Origin of the sequence: Streptomyces sp. NPDC020801, assembly GCF_044334385.1 — a bacterium.
GTDB lineage: Bacteria > Actinomycetota > Actinomycetes > Streptomycetales > Streptomycetaceae > Streptomyces.
The window spans coordinates 1-20,971 of sequence record NZ_JBIRST010000033.1 but is presented as its reverse complement, the minus strand read 5'-3'; the positions used below and the strand labels follow the sequence as shown (position 1 = coordinate 20,971).

Sequence of the window (20,971 nt, the reverse complement as noted above, 5' to 3'; positions counted from 1 at the left end):
CGGCTGGTGGACGGGTGGGAATCGGGAGGTCTGACGGCAGGACCGGCCGGATCGGGAGGACCGGCGGAGGGTGCGGCGGCGATCAGCCCGGACCGAACCGGGCCAGCGTGGCAAGCACGTCGTCAAGCCAGCCGATCATCATCCGCTCGTACGCGATGCCGCCGCGCAGTACGACGTGCTGGAGCTCCCGCTCCGCGTCGAGCGGTGCCTGCGGTCCGGCCGCGTTTGCCTCGGGCCCCGTGAAGTCCCGCGCCTCTCCTGCGAGATAGTGCGCCAGCCGGTCCCGGTGCGCCTGCCGGTGCCGCTCCACCTCGCGGATCAGGGCGGTCGGGTCTTCGAAGGCGGCGCCCCGGATCTTGACGGCCAGGTCGTGGCGGACGCTCTCCGGCTCGATCGGATCGTGCAGCCAGGAGGACAGCGCGGCCCGGCCTAGGTCGGCGACGCTGTACTCCTTCTTGTCCGGCCGGCCCTGCTGCGGGATGTCCCGGACGTCGACCCAACCGTCGTTTTCCATGCGCTTGAGCACGCGATAGATCTGCTGGTGGGTCGCGGTCCAGAAGTAGCCGATGGACCGCTCGAAACGCCGGGCCAGCTCATAGCCGGATCCCGGCTTCTCCAGAAGCGACACCAAAATCGCGTGTTCGAGCGCCATGGCACAGATCTTTCTATGCAACTCGTTGCATAGCAACCTTGCCCGCTCCGATGCGACGCGGCTCACCCTCCCCGGACGGCCCCAGCCCCAGCCCCAGCCCCAGCCCCAGCCCCAGCCCCAGCGGCAGAGTGCCCTGGATCGGCCCGTATTCGTCCAAGCGGGCCGCCTTTCGGCCGTCCCGGCGGCTGCGCGGTTGACGACGGCTCCACACGGATCGCCCGGTTCTCAAGCCCGGTCGCGCACCTCCAGCTGGCTGACCATGAGGCGGACGATTTCCGTCTGGTGCTGGGCCAGGAAGAAGTGGCCGCCGGGGAAGACCTTCAGCATGAATGGGCCTTCGGTGTGCCGGGACCAGGCGGTGGCCTCCTCCACGGTGACCTTCGGGTCGTCGTCGCCGACGAGGCAGGTCACGGGGCAGCGCAGGGGCGGCCCGGGTTCCCAGGTGTAGGTTTCGGCTGCGCGGTAGTCCGCCCGGATGGCGGGGAGGATCATGCGCAGGACTTCCTCGTCGCCCAGCAGTTGGGGGTTGGTGCCGCTGAGGCCGCGCATCTCGGCGACGACGCCGTCGTCGTCGCGCAGGTGGACGGTCTCGTCGCGGTGCGTGGACGGGGCACGGCGGCCGGAGGCGATGAGGGCGGCGGGCATGATGCCCCGCTCCTGCTCCAGCCGTCGGGCGATCTCGTAGGCGAGGGAGGCGCCCATGCTGTGGCCGAACAGGGCGATGGGCCGGTCGGTCCAGGGCAGGAGGGCCTCGTAGACCTTGCCGGCGATCGCCGGTACGGAGTCCAGGAGCGGTTCGGTGCGGCGGTCCTGGCGGCCGGGGTACTGCACGCACAGCACGTCGACGCTGTCGGGCATGGACCGGGACACGGGGAAGTAGAAGCTGGCGGAGCCGCCCGCGTGGGGCAGGCAGACCAGCCGGACGCGACTGTCGGGGCGCGGGTGGAACCTGCGGATCCAGAGGCCGTTGTCCTCGGTGAGCGGGGGGTTCACGGAATCGCTCCTTTTCGGTTTCGGTTCGACCGCCCACCGTGGCGGGGCGTTCGCCGGGAGGAGAGGGGGGCCGGGCGCGAGCGGGCCTCACCCACCGCTCGTCAGGAAGCCGTGACGTCCTCCTTGATGATGCGCTCGACGTTCCGCTCCGCCAGCGCCGTGATGGTCACGAACGGGTTGACGCCGATGCTGCCGGGGATGAGCGAGCCGTCGGTCACGTAGAGGTTCTTGTATCCGGCGACGCGGCCGTAGCTGTCGGTGGCCTTGCCGAGGACGCAGCCGCCGAGCGGGTGGTAGCAGAAGTCGTCGGCGAAGGCCTTGATCTGCTTGCCGAAGAGGTCGTACCGGTAGATGGTGGCGTTGGCCTTGTTGATGCGGTCGAACAGCGACTTCGCGGCCGCGATCGCGGGCGCGTTCTGGTCCCGGGTCCAGCGCAGGTCCGCCCGGTCCTTGGCGGCGTCGTAGACGAAGGTGCCGCGCTCCGGGTTCTTGGTGATGGCCAGGTAGAGGCTGACCCAGGTCTCGACACCCGCCGGCAGGGGGGCGATCTCGGCGAAGACGGGGGTGTCCGGGTTGTCCCAGTCGTCGATGCCGAGGGCGGGGATCGACGACTGCTTGGTGCCCGTGGGGTTCCACATGTGGTTGGCGCGGGCGGTCATGATGTTGCCGTTGGGGCCCCAGCCTCCGCCGACCTCGGAGCTGAGGTTCGGGAGAGTGCCGGTCTCCCGGGCACGCAGCAGCAGTTCGGTGGAGCCGAGGCTGCCGGCACCGAGGAAGAGGTGGCGGCAGGAGACCTCCTTGGTCGCGAGCAGCTTGCCGTCGGTGTCCCTCTGCTCGACGGTCAGCAGGTACGTGCCGTCGCTTTGCTGAAGGATCGTCTTGACCTGGTGCAAGGTCTCGATGGTGACCTTGCCGGTGCCCAGGGCGGCTGCCAGGTAGCTCTTGTCGAGTGAGACCTTGCCGTGGTTGTTGCCGTAGATGACCTCCGCGGCCAGCGCGGACTTGGGCACCGCGCCGTCCGCCTCACGGCGCATGTAGTCCCAGTCGTAGACGTTGGGCACGAAGGTGGTGCTCAGGCCCGCACTCGAGGCCTGCCGGCGCGAGACACGCGCGAACGTGTACCACTCGGTCTGCTCGAACCAGCTCTTGTCAATGTTGTTGACCCGGAGGGTGGAGTTCGCGCGCGGGAAGTACCTGGTGTACATCTCGTCGGCGTCGACCTGGGGCAGCACCTCCTCGAAGTACGAGCGCCGGGGCGTGACCGCCATGCCGCCGTTGACGAGCGAACCGCCGCCGACACCGCGTCCCACGTACACGGACATCTGGTCGAAGTTGACCCGGTCCAGTACACCCGCGTAGGGCTCGATGTCCCGGTTGGCGAGGTCGAGCCACAGGAAGGAGCCGAGCGGGGCCTCCGTGCGGGTCCTGAACCAGCTGGAGCGCTTGTCGGGCTTGAGCATCCCGCAGAATACGTTGCCGTCCGGACCTGGCTGGTTCCACAGCTGACCCATCTCCAGCATCAGGGTGGGGACCCCTGCCTCGCCCAGACGCAGGGCGGAGACGGCCGCGCCGTAACCGGTGCCGACCACGACGGCGGGGACGAACGTGCCGCCGGAACCGCTGGTTGCGGTGGCAGCGGCCGCCCGGGGGGCGGCGGAGATCGTCGTCTGCCCCGCGAGTGCGGCGGCGCCCAAGGCCGCCACACCGAGCATGCGGCGGCGCGACAGAGGCTGGTGTGCAATCACGCTGTGTCTCCTGAGCTTCTGGGAGAGGAAAGAGGAATCGGAAGGCCGGCCGGGGCGGCTCGGCCGGGGCGGAACGGACCGTGTGGGGACCGCGCAAAGGCCGTCGACCCAATCCGGATCGGGCGGGCCGACCCTGTGGAGGCCGGGCCCGGCGATTCGGTTCCCCGGGGTGCGGAAGAGCCCGTCACGGTACGGCGCGGGCAGCGCTCACGCTCACCTTCGGGCGTCCGACGGGCCGGGCAACAGAGGGCAGGAAGCGGCCGGTTCGGGCGCTCCGGCGACCCGGAGCCCGCGGCAGGCGCTGGCGAGGTGCTTCTCCACGGCGCGCGAACCCACTCGGGCCCTTGCGCCATGTGCTTGCTGGGCACTCCGTGAGCGGCGAGTCCGGCCACCCTGCGTTCGGACCGGGTGGACGCTGCCGCAGCCACTGGCGCGAGCGGCGCCCGGCGCGTGCCCGGTGCCCGCTCACTTGACGAAGTCGTCCACGACCTCGGGCGGCCAGGTGCCGACCTTGAGCACGCCCATGGAGTAGGCGCGGGAGACCAGCGCGGCGCGGTTGGGCACCTTCAGCTTTCGCAGCAGGCAGGTCACGTGGTACTCCACGCCCTGCCGGCTGAGGTAGAGGCTAGCTGCCAAGGGGACGGTGGAGACGCCGGCGGCGATGCCTTCGAGGATGCGCGCGTCCATCGCGGAGAGGATCTTCTTGCGTTTGGTCACCACACGTGTCCCCTCGGCGTCCCCGGCCGTGGGCATCATGACCAGGATCGCGGTCGTGTCGGGCAGGCCACCGCGCACCGCGACCGCGGTGAGGGGAACGGTGAAGGCGGACTCCTCGCCAGGCCCCACGGCAATGACAGACGTGACGAATCGCTGGTGCTTCCCCTCCAGTAAATTGGAGAATTGGCGCACCAGCGGCTGCTGCACGCTCGGATGCACCACGTCACGGAAATTGCGGCCGCATATGTCCTCGGACGAGCTGTTGAACTGCCGGAAGAACTCCTGGTTCGCCTGCTGGATGGTCAAGGTTTTATCGAGGCTCGCCATGCACAGGCCCGGAGCTGCAGGTGCTGAACTCAGCAAGAGAGGGCTCCCTGTCAGAAGACTTAATGAGGGCGAAACAATTCGGAGGCTGGTGAGCGGCCGTGAAGGCCGTCAGCAGGGGCGTCATCGGCCCTGGGACCAGCAGTATCTCCAGGTGCTGAACATCGTGCGTCACCGCCCTTGCGGGGTCCTGGTCGAGCCACTGGCGACCCCTTGCCGTCGCCCGCCATCGTTTCCCGGACCGCCTGTCGAAATCCTTGCCGAATACCTGCCGCTTTCTTGCCAATCAATGGATCGCCAGCTTGGAAGGGCGCTTTCTCTATGCCAGGATCCGCAGGGGACGGGGTGAGACCAGCCAGCTCGAAACCGTTCGTCAGTCAACAGTATCCGCGAGAAAGATGGGGACCGTCATGCCCGCACCTCCGACCGCAAACGTGTCACCCACGACGACCGGCCGGGCTGAGCTCTTACTGAGCGTTCTGGGGCCCATGTCGGCGCGACGCAACGGGCATGACCTGCCGCTCGGCCCGCCACGCCGGCGAACACTGCTGGCCCTGCTGCTCGTCCGTCTTGGCCGCGTGGTGCCCACAGAACTGCTCGTCGAGGAACTGTGGGGTGACGGAGCACCCCGTCACGCCGTCGCCACACTCCAAAGCCATGTCTCTCATCTGCGCCGGGCCCTGCATACGGGGGCGGGAACGGGCCAACTTTCGGTGCTGCGTCATCGGACGCCCGGTTACGTCCTCGATCTCGATCCCGAACAGGTCGATGCCTGCCGCTTCGAGCGTCTGGTCACCGACGGACGCCGACTGCTGGAGCAGCGCGATCCGCGCACCGCGCATGCCCGACTCACCGAGGCCCTGGGGATGTGGCGCGGCTCGCCATACGCGGAGTTCGACAGCCATCCGCCGCTCAGCGACGAGTGCACCCGACTCCAGCAGATCCGGCTCACCGCCGTGGAGTCCTGCGCGGAGGCGCGGCTGGCTCTCGGCGCGGCCGAAGAGGTCGCCGCCGATCTGGACGGGGAGGCTCGCCGTCATCCCACGCGGGAGCGGCTGGTCGGCCACCTCATGACGGCACTGTCCCGGCTCGGGCGGCAGGCCGAGGCGCTCGAGGTGTACGAGCGGACGCGTAGTCATCTGGTCGAGGAGTTCGGTGTGGACACCGCAGCCGAACTACGCGGTGTCAGAAACGCGATCCTGCGCCAGGAGCCGGGAGCGAGCGCCCCCACGAAGAAGCCGTCTGAGGCACTCGACCTCACCGGAGCGTCACATGTTCCGCTCGTGAGGAACGAGATCGGTGACGACGCAGTACCGGACTCCGAGGTTCTCGAGGGCTCCGGGGACGGTGGGACGGCCGTCACGCCCCGGGGGCACGGCCGGACGGTGGCAACCAACGACGCCAACGGGACAGATGACTCCGGCGCGGCCGTCGAACGCGAGGGGATCACGGGGACCGACGCGCGCCCGGCGGCGCGACCCGATGTGCCGCCGGGCGCGCGGGCGGATGACACCGGCACGCAAGCCCGGACAGCCCAGTGGCGGCCTGCACCCGGGCCGGAACACGAGCCGGCAGCCGCCCCGGGGGCCGGCGAATCCCCGGAGTTCGAGTCGGGGTGGACGGCTGCCCCTTCGCCGTTCACCGGCCGCAGCCAGGAGCTCGACCGCCTGACGACCGCCGCCGCGAGCGCGATCGTGGGCCACGGCCATGTGGCCGGCGTCCTCGGCCCCCCAGGAGTCGGGAAGACACGCCTGCTGCTCGAACTGGCGGCACGTCTGGAGAGAATGGACGCGCATGAGAAGGGCCCCGGGTTGGAGGTGGTCTGGAGCCACTGCTTCCCCGGCGAAGGCGTCCCCGCCTACTGGCTGTGGACCCAGAACCTGCGGCGGCTGTCCGCCACCCGGCCGGATGCCTTTCGCGAGGCGACGGAACCGTTCGGCGCCCTGCTCGCCCCACTGATGCCCGAGCGGTCGGCGGCCCGGACCGGCGGCCCGAGATGGGCCTCCGACTGGTGCCAGGCCCGCTTCCTCGCCCACGACGCGGTCTGCGAGGTGTTACTCACCCTCGCCGGGCAACACCCGCTCGTGCTGCTCCTTGAAGATCTGCAATGGGCGGACACCGCCTCCCTTGACCTGCTCAGGCTGCTGAGCACCCGCTGCCAGGGCCATCCGCTCGGCATCGTGCTCACGGCCCGGGAGTTCGAGGCCGAGTCGGACGCAACGCTGCGCCGGATGGTCTCCGACGTGCTACGCGGCCCCAGGACCCAGACGCTGCGGCTCTGCGGGCTCTCCCTGCAGGCCGTCGGCGCCCTCGTCGAGGCACATGCGGGGTCTGGTGTGGACCCGAAGGTCGTCGAGGTGCTGCACCGGCGCAGCGAAGGCAACCCGTACTTCGTGATGCAGCTCCTCTCCCTCGTGGGCGATGTGCGTAAACTCCATCGCCCGGATGCGGTTGACGCGCTCCTGGCTCAAATTCCCACCGGCGTACGGGAGGCGCTGCACCAGCGGTTCGCCGCGCTGCCCGAGCCGGTCCTGCGGGTGCTTCGGCTGTGCGCCGTCATCGGCGCCGAGGTGGACACCGACCTGTTGCACCGGACCGCCACGCGCGACGAACCGGTCGTCGCGGGTCTTGAGTCGGCCATCCGTGCCGGCCTGCTCGGGGAGGACCCGGGCCATCCGGGGCGGCTGCACTTCGCTCACGCCCTGGTCCAGGAGACGCTCGTTGACGAGCTCCCCCGTGAGGACCGCCACCGCCTGCACGCCAGGGTCGCCGACGCGCTGTGCGCACGCAGGCGCGGGCAAGTGGGGGACGAGGAGATCGAGCGGGTGGCACATCACAGCTGGCACGCCAAGAGTGCGCTGCCCGCCGCCGAGGTGCTGCCTCGACTGCTGCTCGCCGCGGAACACGCCGAGCAGTCCATGGCGTACGAGCAGGTGGAGATCTGGCTGCGCCGCGCAGTGCACCGGGTCGGCTTCCTGCCGCCGGACGATTCCGCCACGGTGAGGCTGGAACAGAAGCTGCACATCCAACTTGGCCAGGTACTCGCCACCACTCGCGGCTACGGCCACCCCGAGGCCGAGTCGGCACTGGCGCGCGGTCGCGCCCTCAGCACAGCCACTCATGCCCCCGAGGACCCGTCGGTGCTCTGGGCGCTGTGCGCGGCACACCTGGTCACCGGCCGCTACGACGCCTCGCGACAGTTGTCCGGCCTGCTGAGGGACATCTCGCGGCAGACGCGGGAGCCCGTGGCGGCGCTCGGTGCGGCGTACGGCGAAGGCATCGTGCTGCATGTGCGCGGAATGCTGCCGCAGGCGCTCGCCGAATTGGAACGCGGCATCGGCATGGCGGATCGTTTCGCCAACGAGGGTCATGAGCTGGCACGTACCTTCCAGCACGACCCACGCGTCTCCTGCCGCTCCTACGACACCTTCACCCACTGGCTCCTTGGACACCGGCAGACCGCCGGCGCGCGCCGACGTGAGCTGTTGAGCCTCACCGAGTACGAAAGCAGGCCTTCCGACCGCTCCTTCGCGCTGTACGTGGACGGGGTCGTGGCGGCTTGGGAGGGTGACACCCGCACCGCCCTCGCCTCGAGCGACGAGGGCGTCCGCGTTGCGGGCGAACATGGACTTCTCTACTGGAAGGCGATGCTGGGCGTCGTCAAGGGGTGGGGCCTGGCGCACGCAGGAGATCACGACGACGGCCTCGCCCTCATGCACACCTCGCTGGCCGAATTAGGCCAGTCCAGAACGTACTTACGCCACCCGCTCCACCTGGGCCTGTTGGGCCAGGCGCAACATCACGGCGGGCGGATCGAGGAGGCGAGGACTACCTTCCGGATGCTGCTGGCCGCCGTCGAACAACGCCGCGAGCGCGTGTACCTCCACCCGGCGCTGCCCGCGACCCCGCTGCTCCACGAACTGCTGGGCCACGGTGCCGACGAGGCACTCGCGGGCCGGGGCCCAGGACGGGACGGGCCCGGCTCCGGCCGATGAGCGTGGTGGACCATGCTCTGCCTCGTCAGTTGACTCGTCCAGTTCCATGTCCCCGTGATGTGCCGCTGCGGGTTTCCAGCAAGCGGTGGCCCCGGCCGCCCGGCTCCTGGAGAACCACCGCTCGCACGGTTGCGGACCCCACGCCTCACGGCCGATGCCGCTCAGTCCTCGAAGATCGCGACCGCCTGTACCGGACAGGCCATGGGGACGTCGTGCACGCGCGGGTCCCCCGCCCCGTCCTCATGTCCCGGGACCAGGGCGACCAGCGCGTCGTCGTCCTGTGTGAAGACGCCGGGTGCGGTCATGACGCACTGGCCGGAGCCGATGCACCGGTCGCGGTCGATGGTGATGCGCATGGCGTGGCCCGCCTCCCTTCCTTCCGTTTCTTCCGTTCCTTCCGCCCGGATCCTCACCAGGTGACGGGGAGCTGGATCGGGCCCTGGGCGTCGTGGCCGGCCTTGATGGGCACCTCGTCCAGGGGTACGGCCAGCCGCAGGCCCGGGATGCGGGCGAAGAGCGTGCCAAGGGCGATCTCGAGCTCGGCGCGGGCGAGATTCTGCCCCAGGCACTGATGGATGCCGTGGCCGAAACCGACGTGGTGACGTGCGTTGCGCCTGGCGTCGAAGACGTCGGGGTTCTCGTACGCCCTGGCGTCGCGGTTCATCAGCGTGATGGAGACCAGCACCGCGTCCCCGGCCCTGATGGTCTCGCCGCCGACCTCGATGTCCTCCTTGGCCATCCGGACGACGTAGTCGGAGACGGAGGTGAACCGCAGCAGTTCCTCGACCACTCCCGGGACCGCACCGGGGTCGCGCAGCAGCACGTCGATCTGCCCGGGGTGCTGGATGAGCGTGAGGGCTCCGAGGGCGATCGCGTTGACGGTGGTCTCGTGGCCGGCCACCAGCAGGACCAGCGCGATCATGACCACCTCGTTGTGGTCCAGGTCGCCCTCCTCCAACTGGCGTGCGATCAGCTCGTCCAGCAGGCCGTCCTCAGGCTCGGCCTGCTTCTTCCCGACCAGGCCGTGCAGATACGTGTACAGCTCGTCGAAGGCCCCGTCGGCCTCCGCCGACGTCGCGGCGCCCACGAAGTTGCGGGAGCACTCCTCGAAGAAGTCGTGGTCGCCGTACGGGACGCCGAGGAGCTCGCAGATCGCCATGGAGGGCACGGGCAGGGCGAAGGCCGACACCAGGTCTGCGACCGGCCCCTTCGCCAGCATGTCGTCCAAGAGCCGGTCGACAAGACTCTGAAGCCTGGGACGGATGGCGTTCATGCGCTTGACGCCGAAGCTGGGGATCAGCATGCGCCGCTGTCGGGCGTGCAGGGGGTCGTCGACGCCGATCAGCGGGAACGCGAGCCCGCCGCGGTCCTCGGTGCGCTGGACGACGACGGGGAAGACCGGGTGGCCCCAGTCGGAAGACAGCCGGGGATCGACGAGCAGCGCCCGTCCCTCGGCATGCCCGCTGATCAGCCACGCCGGTCGGCCGTCGAACAGCGTGACCTGCGTCAGCGGGCTCTCGCCCCGCCATTGCGCGTAGGCCTTCGGCGGCTGGTACGGGCAGGTCCTGTCCTGGGGGAAGGGCGGGGCCGGCGACCCGGTGGGGCGGATTTCGGTCTCGGTCATGTCGTGCCTTTCAAGCAATCGGCAGTGCGGTCGTTCATCGATAGGTGAATGGCCAGGGGAAACAGGTTTCAGTCCGTCAGCGGCGCCCTTGCGCAGTCCGGTCGGCACCCGGTCGTCCGGCCCCGGACCCTTCGTCGGGCAAGTAGGCCGCGGGCCACCGTCACGGTCTCCTCGGCACCGCCGTGGTCGACCGGCCGGCCGTCGGAGCACTCGGTCACCGACCGGACGCCGGGCATGTGCCGGGACACGGAGTACGAACCGTCGCCGTGCTCGGTGACGGCGGCCCCGGTGAACGGGACTGCGCGCAGGGCCGCCCGGGGACGCGACCGCCGTTGCGTCGGGCTGTGGCGGTGCGGCAGGCGCTACGGGGCAGTCGGCGCGAGGGGCGCGGCAGCGGCGGGAAAGTCGCGGCAACACGAAGACCGACATGCGGACTCTCCTTGTCCGGCGGCTGCGCACCCCGGAGTAGGGCAAGCCCTGGTGTTCACGGCGGCCTTGGCCGCCCCCGGCGCGACGCGGCGACGGAAGGCGTGATCCGCGCACGCGGTCCGCGTGCGCGGATCTCCTGTGGGAGTGGGCCGTGGTGCGGAGGTCACCAGGTGACGGGCAGCTCGTGCACGCCGTAGAAGACCATGTCGTGGCGGAAGCGGAGTTCCTCGACGGGCTTGGCCAGGCGCAGGGTCGGGAAGCGGCGGAACAGGGTCTCGAAGACGATCTGCAGCTCGATTCGGGCGAGTTGCTGGCCTATGCACTGGTGTGCGCCGAAGCCGAAGGCCAGATGCGGGGCGGGGCGGCGGGTGATGTCGAAACGCTCCGGCTCCTGCACGAAGGCGGGGTCGAAGTCGGCGGCGAGGACGTGCGCGACGACCTGCTCGCCCTCGGCGATGCGCACGCCACCGAGCTCCACGTCCCGGGTGGCGACGCGCTCGCCGCCGAACTGGCCGATGGTGAGGTAACGCAGCAGCTCCTCGACCGCGTTGCCGACCAGCGACGGGTCCTCGCGAAGCAGGGCCAGCTGGTCGGGGCGGTCGAGGAGCAGCGCCGCGCCGAGGCCGATCATGCAGGCGGTGGTGTCGTGGGCCGCTATCAGCAGGGTGCCGGCCGCGTTCATGAGGAACATGTCGTCGACGACGCCATCGGGGTCCTCGGTGGTGATCAGCGCCGAGATCAGGTCGTCCCCGGGGTTGGCCCGGCGCTCCTGGACGAGCTGGTAGAGCAGGCCGCCCAGGCGCATGCCGGCGGCCTCGGTGGCGGCGGCGTCCTGGTCGACCCGCATCATCGCCTCGGCGATGTCCTGGAACTCCGCCCGGCGCTCGGCCGGGACACCGAACAGGTCGGAAATCACCATGGACGGCACCGGGTTGGCGAAGGTCTTCACCAGGTCGACCGGGCCGCCCCGCGCCTCGAGGGCATCGAGGTGCTCGTCGACGATGCGCTGGATGTTCGGCCGGAGCGCCTGCATGCGCCGGACGGTGAACTCCTTGGCGAGCAGCTTGCGGTCCACGGTGTGCTCCGGCTCGTCCTGCCACAGCAGGCTGCCGCGGCCGGGCTTCTGGGTGACGACGCCGTCCTGGGTGTGCAGCGCGTGGGGCACCTGGACGCTGAACGAGGGGTCGCGCAGCAGGGCGCGTACCTCCTCGTAGCCGGTCACCAGCCACGCCTCGTGGCCGCTGGTGAAGGTGGCCCGGGTCACCGGGGCGGCCGCCCGGATGCCGGCGATGCCGTCCGGCGGCAGGAACGGGCAGCTGCGGGCCTTGGGGACGGCGGGCGCGTCGGCGGTGGGCTCGGGCATGACTCTCCTTGCGCTTGTGGGAGGGGAAGGGTCCGTACGACGGGGACGGTCAGGCGGCGGCGAGTTCGAGTGCGGTCTCGCCGCGCCGAGGCGCGTTCACGAGGACGGCCATGTTCCCGGAAGGGTGCACGTTGTCGTGCATCATCTGGTGCATGCGCCCGATGTCCTGGAAGCCGTCGCAGGCGGACAGGCAGGGGTCGAGCATGCCGGCGCCGACAAGGTTGATGACCTCGCGGCACTGGCGGGTGTCGGCGTAGTGCGAGCCCTGGAGGCGCTTGGAGCGCATCCACAGGTGGCGCAGGTCGATGTCTCCGTTGTAGCCGGAGGTACCACCGCAGATCACCACCATGCCGGCGTTGTCGCACAGGTACATCGAGGTCGGCAGGGTGTCCTGGCCGCTGTGCTCCAGCACGATCCGCGGGGACCTGCGCTCACCGAGGATCTCCCAGATGTTCTTGCCGACCCCGCGAGCGCCGCGCAGGAACCGCGCCGACGCCTCGGCGTCCCCGACATCGGGCAGTCGGCCCCAATGATCGAAGTCGCGGCGGTTGATGGTGCCCTCCGCCCCGAGGCGGCGGCAGTACTCGGAGCGGTCCTCGCTGGAGACCACGGCGATCGGGATGCCGCCGGCCAGCCTGACGAGCTGGATGGCCATCGAGCCGAGACCGCCCGCACCGCCCCAGATCAGCACGGGGTCGCCGGGGCGGACCGTGTTGCCCTGCCAGCCGAACAACTGGCGGTAGGCGGTGGGCCCGGTGAGCAGGAAGGCCGCCGACTCCTCCCACGACAGATGGGCGGGCTTGGGGTGGCACTGGTACTCGTCGACGCGGCAGAACTGCGCGAAGGAGCCGTAGTTGGTCTCGTACCCCCAGGCCTTGATGCTCTCCGAGACCAGAGGGTCCGTGCCCATCCGGATGTCCTCGGCGGTCTCGTCCCACTGACCGCTGGTGAGCAGCACGTGGTCACCCACCTTGACGTTGCGGACGCCTTCGCCGACGGCCCATACCACACCGGAGGCCTCCGAGCCTCCGATGTGGAAGTCCTCGGGCCGGCCCTGGCGCTGCCGCATCCCGATGACGTCGACCGGCTTGCCCAGCGAGGACCACACGTTGTTGTAGTTGATGCCGGCGGCCATCACGTAGACCAGCACCTGGCCCCGGCCCACCGCGGGGGTGTCGACGACCTCGGTGCGGAACGCCTGCTTCGGCTCTCCGAAGCGGTTCTGGCGGATCACCGAGGCGTACATCTTCGGCGGGACCTCACCCAGCGGCGGGGTCTCACCCATCTCGTAGAGAGCCTTCGTCATGATTTCTCTCCCACATCTGCTCTGTCAGGTCTGGGCTGCTCGCGGTGGTCGCGGGCCGGTCATGCGGTCGTTGTGTCCTCAAGGTGCGGCGGGACCGGACGATTCGGTGACGAGGCCCGCCAGCCAGGAGTCCACCGCCGCCGCGGTGGTGCCGGCGTGGTCCTCCAACATCGAGTAGTGGTTTCCGGTCACTTCGACGATCGTGTCCACGTGCTCGGGCGGTGCCGCGCGCCCGTCGCCGTCCGCGGCGCCGGCCGGCATGGGCTCGCTCGCCCGTACGAGCAGGGTCGGCGCGGCGAGCTCCGGCGCGGCCCAGTCCTCGAACAGGCGCATGTAGCGGCCCATCGCGGTGAGCTGTTCGCCGCCGGACCTCATGAAGTCCAGGCGCTGCGACTGCGCCTGGGCCATCGCGTTGAGCACCTGGTGGTCGAAGGGGACCTCTCGGCTGAAGCTGTCGACCATCACCACGGCCGCCGGCTGCTCGCCCGTGGCCTCCAGGTGTGCCGCCACGCCATGGGCGATCCAGCCGCCCGAGGAGTAGCCGAGCAGGACGACCGGCTTTCCGCCGGCGCACTCCCGTACGGTCTGCGCGTGCAGCCGGAGCACGACGTCCGGATCGGACGGGACCGGCTCACCCTTCTCGTAGCCGGGGTGGACCAGCGCCCACACGTCCAGCCGGTCGCGGAAGGGTGCGGCGAACCGCGCGTACTGGTGCGCCCCAGCCGGTACGACGTACGGCGAGATGCACATCAGCGCGAGGGGACGGTCGCCTTGCGACAACCGTACCGGGGCGGGCCGCCGGGCCAGTTCCTCGGGCCGCTCGAACGAAGGCCGGAAGCGGGCCGCCTCCATCAGCATCCCCATGGCCTCGGCGGCCGTCCCGTTCTCGCTCGCGTGCCGGTAGAGCTGCACCAGCATGTCTGCGGGCCGCTCCTCCGCCGCGCCGCGGCCGGCGCCCTGGAGCCGCGTCAACAGGTGCTTGGCGAGCCTGGCGGGCGTGGGATGGTCGAAGGCCAGTCCGGCGGGCAGGTGGAGACCGGTCGCCGCCGACAGGCGCCGGCGCAGGTCGATCGCGGTGAGCGAGTCGAAGCCGAGCTCCAGGAAGTGCGCGGTGGGCAGCACGTCCTCGGCCGACGCGTGACCGAGGACCACGGCGCTCTGGGAGCGGATGTGCTCCAGCAGCCGCTCCTCCTGCTCGGCCGGGGCGAGTCCGGCGAGCTCGGTCGTCAGCGCCGCTCCGGCGCCGGTCTCCTCGCCGGCGGCCTGCTCGGTCTCCAGGAGCCGCCGTACGTCGGGCAGGTCGGCCAGCAGCGGGCTGGGCCGTCCCACGGTGAAGGCGGGCAGGAACTTCTCCCAGTCGATCGGGGCGACGGTGAGGGCCGCCTCGTCGTGCTCGACGGCCTGGCGCAGGGCGGAGATCGCGAGCTCGGGGGCCATGACGCCCAGGCCCCGCCGCTCGCCACGCTCCTGGACCGCGTCGTCGACCATGCCGCCGCCCGCCCAGCCACCCCAGGCAACCGAGGTCGCGGTCAGGCCGCGGGCCCGCCGCCGCAGTGCCAGGGCGTCGAGGAAGGCGTTGGCACAGGCGTAGGAGGCCTGCCCACCGCTGCCCCAGACGCCGGCACCGGAGGCGAAGAGGACGAACGCGTCCAGCTCACGGCCCTCGAGCAACTCGTCGAGGTGGATGGCGCCGGTGACCTTGGAGGCCGCGGCTTCGGCGAACTCGTCGAGACCTGCGTCGGCCAGCATGGACGACCGTGCCGTGCCGGCTGCGTGCAGCACCGCGGTGAGCGGGTGCCGGGACTCGATGCCGGTGAGCAGCCGCGCGACCGCATCACGGTCGGCGATGTCGCAGGCGGCGATGGTCACTTCGGCGCCCAGGGCGGTCAGCTCCGCGTGCAGTTCCTGCGCACCGGGGGCGCCGGGGCCACTCCTGCTGGTGAGCACCAGGTGCTGCGCGCCCGCGCCGGCCAGCCAACGGGCCAGGTGCCGGCCCACGCCGCCGGTTCCGCCGGTGACCAGGACGGTGCCGCGAGGCCGCCAGGGTGTCGCGGGCTCCACGTCGGCGGGCCGCGCCCGGACCATGCGCCGGCCGTAAACGCCGTCGGCACGCACGGCGAGCTGATCCTCGTCGTGCTGGGCCAGCACTCCGGCCAGGCGGCGCAGTGCGTGCTCGTCCAGCTTCTCTGGCAGGTCGACGAGACCGCCCCAGCGCCGGGGCAGTTCCAGTGCGGCGACGACGCCCAGGCCCCAGAGCTGTGCCTGGCCGGCCTCGCGCAGCGGGTCGGTGGCTCCGGTGGACACGGCTCCGCGGGTCGCGCACCACAGCGGTGCCTGGACGTCCACGTCCCCCAGCGCCTGCAACAGGGTGACGGTCGTGGCGAGGCTCGCGGACAACATCGGGTGGGCCGGGTGGCAGCCGGGGGCGAGGCCGAGCATCGAGATCACACCGGCGGGCTGTTCGCCGCCGAGTTCCTGGGCGAGCCGGTTCGCGGCCTGCGCGCGGTCGCAGTCCACGGGGAGTTCGACGACCCGCACCTTGGCGCCGTGGGCGCCGAGCACGCCGACGACGCAGGGCGCCCACTGCTCGTCCGCCAGTCCGGCGGGGAGGACGGCGAGCCACAGGCCCTCCAGGCCGGGGGCCGGGTGGTCGGTCAGCCGCCGGAAGGAGACGCGGTAGCGCCAGCCGTCCACCGTGGACTTCTCGCGGCTGCGCCGACGCCACGCGGACAGCACCGGCAGCGCCGGGCCGACGAGGGCGGCGTCGTCCGCCCCGAGTTCATCGGCGAGCCCGGACAGGTCCGTGTTCTCCACCAGCTCCCAGAACCCGGCCTCGACCGGATCGGTGCCCGCGGGCACCGGGTCGGCGCTCTCCAGCCAGTACCGCTGCCGCTGGAACGCGTACGTCGGCAGGTCCACGCGCCGTACCGGTCGCCCGGCGAAGGGGACCGTCAAGTCCACGGGTACGCCGCTCACATGCAGTTCGGACACGGAGCGCAGGAAGCGGTCCATGCCGCCCTGGCCTCTGCGCAGCGAGGCGCCGGTCACGGCGTCGGCACCGGCCTCCTCCGCGATCTCCTGCACCGCGCCGGCCAGCAGCGGGTGCGGGCTGCACTCGACGAACACCCCGTGGCCGTCGGCCAGCAGCGTCCGCAGGGTCCGCTCGAACTCCACCGTGTGCCGCGCGTTGCGGTACCAGTACTCGGCGTCCAGGCCGGTGGTGTCCAGCACCGTGCCGGTCACCGTGGAGTAGAAGGGGACGTCCGCCGCGCCCGGCGCGACCGGGGCCAGCAGCTCGAGCAGTTCGGGGCGCAGGCTCTCGACCTGGACGGAGTGCCCGGCGCCGGTGGCGCCGCGGACCTTGCGCACGCGCACGCCCTCGGCTTGGAGTTCCGCCAGTAGTTCGTCGACCGCATCGGCCTCTCCGGAGACGGTCAGGGCGGCGGGCCCGTTCACGGCGGCGACCGACAGCCGGTCCCCGTACTTCTCCAGCCTCGCGCGGGCCCGGTCGGCGGGCATGGCGACCGCGAGCATCGCGCCCTTGCCGATGAGCTTGGTCAGTGAGCGGCTGCGCAGCGCCACGATCCGGGCCGCGTCGTCCAGCGTCAGCGCGCCCGCGACGTACGCGGCGGCGACCTCGCCCTGCGAGTGACCGACGACGGCGGCAGGCGTCACACCGTAGGAGCGCCACAGGGCGGCCAGCGACACCATCACCGTGAACAGCGCGGGTTGGGCGACCTCCACCTCGGCCATGCCCGGTGCGCCCGGCTCGGCGCGCAGGACCTCGAGCAGCGGCCGGCCGACGTAGGGGGCGAACGCCTCGGCGCAGGCCTTCGCCTGCTCGGCGAAGACCGGGGAACTGTCCAGCAGTTCGCGGGCCATCTCCGTCCACTGCGAGCCGTGACCGGGGAAGACGAAGGCGACCCGGCCGGAGGCCGCGGCGGTGCCCTGGACCACGGTGTCCGCGGGTTTGCCGTCGGCGAGCGCCGCGAGCCCGGCCCGCAGCTCGTGCCGGTCACGGCCGACGAGCACGGCCCTCTGCTCCAGCTGCGTCCGCGTGGTGACGAGAGCGCGGCCGACGTCGGGCAGGGAGAGCCGCTCTGTGCGGTCGAGGTGGTTCAGCAGCCGGCGCGCCTGCTCGCGCAGGGACCGCGCGGTCTTCGCGGACAGCGCCCACGGGAACACGTCCACGGGCAGGGCGGTGGAGGCGTCCTGCGTTTCGGGGCCCTGCTCGGGGCCCTGCTCGTCCTCGGCGGGCCCGGTCTCCGTTGCCTGCTCGATGATGGTGTGCACGTTGGTGCCGCTCATACCGAACGAGGAGACGGCCGCGCGCCGGGGCCTGGCGTGGTCGGGCCAGGCGGTCTGCTCGGTCAGCAGGCGTACGTTCCCGCCGGCCCAGTCGACGTCCGGGGTCGGCTCGTCGACGTGCAGCGTCTGCGGCAGAACGCCGTTGCGGATGGCCATCACCATCTTGATGACGCCGCCGACGCCCGCGGCCGCCTGCGAGTGGCCGATATTGGACTTCAGCGAGCCGAGCCACAGCGGTCGGTCCGCGGAGCGCTCCCTGCCGTAGGTGGCCAGCAGCGCCTGCGCCTCGATCGGGTCGCCGAGCCGGGTGCCGGTGCCGTGGGCCTCCACGGCGTCGACCCCGTCCGGGTCGAGCCGGGCGTTGGCGAGCGCCTGCCGGATGACCTGCTGCTGGGCCTTGCCGCTGGGCGCGGTCAGCCCGTTGGAGGCGCCGTCCTGGTTGACCGCGCTGCCGCGGACCACGGCCAGGACCTCGTGTCCGTGGCGGCGAGCGTCGGAGAGCCGCTCGACGAGGACCAGGCCCACGCCCTCGGCGAAGCCGGTGCCGTCGGCGCAGGCGGCGAACGCCTTGCAGCGGCCGTCGGGGGACAGCGCCCGCTGTCTGCTCGACATCGTGAACGCGGACGGGCTGGACATCACCATCGCACCGCCGGCCACCGCCATCGAGCATTCGCCGTTGCGCAGTGCCTGAACGGCGAGGTGCAGGGCGGTCAGTGAGGACGAGCACGCGGTGTCGACGGTGACCGAGGGCCCTTGCAGCCCGAAGGTGTAGGAGAGGCGGCCGGCGATGACGCTGGCGGAGTTGCCGCTGGAGAGGTAGCCCTCGACGCCGTCGGGGACCTTGAGCGGACGGGCGGCGTAGTCCTGGTAGCCGGAGCCGATGAACACGCCGGTGCCGGTGGAGCGGACCCTGTCGGGGGCGATCCCGGCCCGTTCGAAGACCTCCCAGGTGGTCTCCAGCAGGAGGCGCTGCTGCGGATCCATCGCGACGGCCTCGCGCGGGCTGATCCCGAAGACGGCGGGGTCGAACTCCGCTGCGTCGTACAGGAATCCGCCCTGGGTGGTGTAGGTGGTGCCGGGGTGGTCGGGGTCCGGGTGGTAGAGCTGCTCGACGTCCCAGCCCCGGTTGCCGGGGAACTGCGAGACGGCGTCGCGTCCGGAGACGACCAGTTCCCACAGGTCCTCGGGGGAACGCACGCCGCCGGGGTAGCGGCAGGCCATGCCGACAATGGCGATGGGCTCGTCCAGTACGGCGGCGGCCGCTGCCGGGACGATGTCCTCGGGGCTCTGGCTGCCGGTGAGTTCGGCCCGCAGGTGGGCGGCGAGGTCGGTGGCCGTGGGGTGGTCGAAGACGAGGGACGTGGGCAGCGCCAGACCGGTCTCCTCGACGAGCCGGTTGCGGAGTTCCACCGCGGTCAGGGAGTCGAAGCCGAGATCCCTGAAGGGCCGGTCGGCCTCGATCGCCCCGGCCCCGCAGTGTCCGAGCACCGCGGCCGCATGGCTGCGGACGAGCTCCATCAGGAGGCGTTCCTGCTCGTCCTGCGAGAGCCCGGCCAGGCTCTCGGCGAGCGCTCCGGAGCCGTGGGGCTCCTCGGGGGTGTCCTCTGCGAGTGCTCCCCGCACTTCGGGGAGGTCACCGAGCAGCGGGCTGGGGCGGCCGAGGGTGAACGGCACGATGAAACGGGCCCAGTCGACGTCGGCGACGGTCAGCAGGGTTTCGTCGCGGCCGAGTGCACGCTGCAGCGCGGTGATCGCCGAGCGAGGTGCCATCGCGCACAGTCCGCGGCGGCGCAGCCGCACCTCGTCGTCGCCGTCCTCGACCATGCCGCCGTCGGCCCAGGGCCCCCAGGAGACGGAGGTCGCGGCGAGTCCGCGGGCGCGGCGCTGCCGGGCGAGCCCGTCGAGGAATGCGTTGCCGGCCGCGTAGGCGGCCTGCCCGCCGCTGCCCCAGACACCGGAGATGGAGGAGAACAGGACGAAGGCGTCCAGCTCCTGCTCGCCGAGCAGTTCGTCGAGGTGTGCTGCTCCGTCGGCCTTCGCGGCGAACGCGGCGGCGAACGCGGCGGGGCTGGTGTCGGTGACCAGGCCGGCGTCGGCGACTCCGGCGGTGTGCACGACGGCGGCGAGGGTGTGCTCGGCGAGCAGGGCCGCCACGGCCTCGCGGTCGGCCACGTCGCACGCGGTGACGGTGACCTGTGCGCCCAGCTCCTCCAGTTCGGCGCGCAGTGCGGCGGCGCCGGGGGCGTCCGCGCCCCGGCGGCTGGTGAGGACGAGATGGCCGGCGCCCTCGCGTGCGAGCCAGCGGGCGACGTGGCCGCCCAGGGCGCCGGTGCCCCCGGTGACGAGGACGGTGCCCCGGGGCTGCCAGCGGCGGGTGGCCGGGCCGGCCGGTGCGTGCGCGAGCCGCCGGGCGAAGACACCGGGGGCGCGGATGGCGAGCTGGTCCTCCGCCCACCGGCCCGCCCGTACCTGGCCCAGGATGCCGGCGAGGCGGGCCGCGGCCTGGTCGTCGAGAGTCGCGGGGAGGTCGATCAATCCGCCCCACAGCCGGGGCAGTTCCAGGGCGACGGTCCGGCCCAGGCCCCAGACCTGAGTGTGCCGTGCGTCGCGTACGGCGTCGGAGCCGTCGACGGCCACCGCGCCCGAGGTGAGGCACCACAGGGGGACCTCGATGCCCGCGTCGGCCAGGGCCTGGACGAGCAGCAGTGTGGGCAGTACGGGGTTGCCGGTGACGAGCAGTGACAGCACGCCGTCGACGGGGCCGAGCCCGCTCATCTCCCGGGCCAGTTCGGTGCGGTCACTGGCCGGGCCGACGACCAGGGTCCTCAGTTCGGCGCCGCTTGCGGTGAGCGCGGCGCGGACCGGGGCGATCTGTGCATTCTCCTCCGGCACGGCCAGCAGCCATGTGCCGGGGCGGTGCGTGCGGTCGGGGTCGACGATGCGCTTCCACGTCTCGTGGTAGCGCCAACCGTCCACGGTGGACTGTTCCTTGCGCTGCCGACGCCACGAGGAGAGCCTGGGCAGGACCTCGCTGAACGTGTCGTCGGCGCGAATGTCCAGCGTTCCGGCGAGGGCCTCCAGGTCCTCGCGATCCACGGTTTCCCAGAACTCCGCCTCGACCGGGTCCAGCGTGGTGGCGGCTGGTTCCGGCGCCTCCACCCAGTACCGCTCGTGCTGGAAGGCGTACGTCGGCAGGTCCACTGTCCGGGCGCCGGGGAAGAACGCGTTCCAGTCGACCGGGAGCCCGTGGGTGTGCAGTTGGGCGACGGCCGTGGTGAGCGCCCCCGGCTCGGGGCGGTCGGCACGCAGCACGGGGACCGTGACCGCCTTGTCCAGGCACCCCTGGGCCATGCCACTGAGGACGCCGCCGGGGCCGATCTCCACGAAGGTGTTCACGCCCTGCTCGTGCAGGGCCTGGATTCCGTCGGAGAAGCGGACCGCCTCGCGGACGTGGCGGACCCAGTAGTCGGCGGTGTACGCCTCGACGAGCCCGCCCGTAAGGTTGGAGACGATCG

The 20,971-nt window shown here is 71.5% G+C and carries 10 protein-coding genes; 1 reads left to right on the top strand and 9 read right to left on the bottom strand.

Annotated elements, in window-relative coordinates; translation table 11 throughout:
* Positions 1–82: 82 nt before the first annotated feature.
* The 4 genes from ACH4UM_RS38105 to ACH4UM_RS38090 form a co-directional block, all read right to left on the bottom strand.
* Positions 83–652 carry a PadR family transcriptional regulator gene (locus ACH4UM_RS38105; protein ID WP_398190104.1) on the bottom strand — a complete coding sequence of 190 codons (570 nt, stop codon included), beginning with the start codon at positions 650–652 and terminating at the stop codon, positions 83–85.
* A gap of 225 nt (positions 653–877) precedes the next feature.
* Complete coding sequence (locus tag ACH4UM_RS38100; RefSeq protein ID WP_398190102.1) at positions 878–1,645, bottom strand: thioesterase II family protein; 768 nt, start codon at positions 1,643–1,645, stop codon at positions 878–880.
* 101 nt (positions 1,646–1,746) lie between these two features.
* On the bottom strand, positions 1,747–3,357 hold the full coding sequence (locus ACH4UM_RS38095; RefSeq protein ID WP_398190213.1) for a GMC oxidoreductase: 1,611 nt from the start codon (positions 3,355–3,357) through the stop codon (positions 1,747–1,749).
* A 498-nt stretch (positions 3,358–3,855) separates the two neighbouring features.
* Entirely contained in the window at positions 3,856–4,413 is a 558-nt protein-coding gene (locus ACH4UM_RS38090) for a LuxR C-terminal-related transcriptional regulator (RefSeq protein ID WP_398190099.1), read from the bottom strand.
* A gap of 506 nt (positions 4,414–4,919) precedes the next feature.
* Here ACH4UM_RS38090 and ACH4UM_RS38085 point away from each other — a divergent pair.
* Complete coding sequence (locus ACH4UM_RS38085; RefSeq protein ID WP_398190096.1) at positions 4,920–8,426, top strand: BTAD domain-containing putative transcriptional regulator; 3,507 nt, start codon at positions 4,920–4,922, stop codon at positions 8,424–8,426.
* Between the two features lie 161 nt (positions 8,427–8,587).
* Here ACH4UM_RS38085 and ACH4UM_RS38080 read toward each other — a convergent pair whose 3' ends face one another.
* From ACH4UM_RS38080 to ACH4UM_RS38060, 5 genes are all read right to left on the bottom strand, one after another.
* On the bottom strand, positions 8,588–8,782 hold the full coding sequence (locus ACH4UM_RS38080) for a ferredoxin (protein WP_398190093.1): 195 nt from the start codon (positions 8,780–8,782) through the stop codon (positions 8,588–8,590).
* A 53-nt stretch (positions 8,783–8,835) separates the two neighbouring features.
* On the bottom strand, positions 8,836–10,050 hold the full coding sequence (locus tag ACH4UM_RS38075) for a cytochrome P450 (protein WP_398190090.1): 1,215 nt from the start codon (positions 10,048–10,050) through the stop codon (positions 8,836–8,838).
* Positions 10,051–10,642: 592 nt separating this feature from the next.
* Positions 10,643–11,842, bottom strand: a complete 1,200-nt coding sequence (locus tag ACH4UM_RS38070; RefSeq protein ID WP_398190088.1) for a cytochrome P450 — start codon at positions 11,840–11,842, stop codon at positions 10,643–10,645.
* A gap of 49 nt (positions 11,843–11,891) precedes the next feature.
* Positions 11,892–13,148: a crotonyl-CoA carboxylase/reductase gene (gene ccrA, locus ACH4UM_RS38065; RefSeq protein WP_398190085.1), complete on the bottom strand. Its 1,257-nt coding sequence runs from the start codon at positions 13,146–13,148 to the stop codon at positions 11,892–11,894.
* Between the two features lie 78 nt (positions 13,149–13,226).
* The coding region (locus ACH4UM_RS38060) for a type I polyketide synthase (protein WP_398190082.1) at positions 13,227–20,971 on the bottom strand (7,745 nt) is incomplete at its 5' end.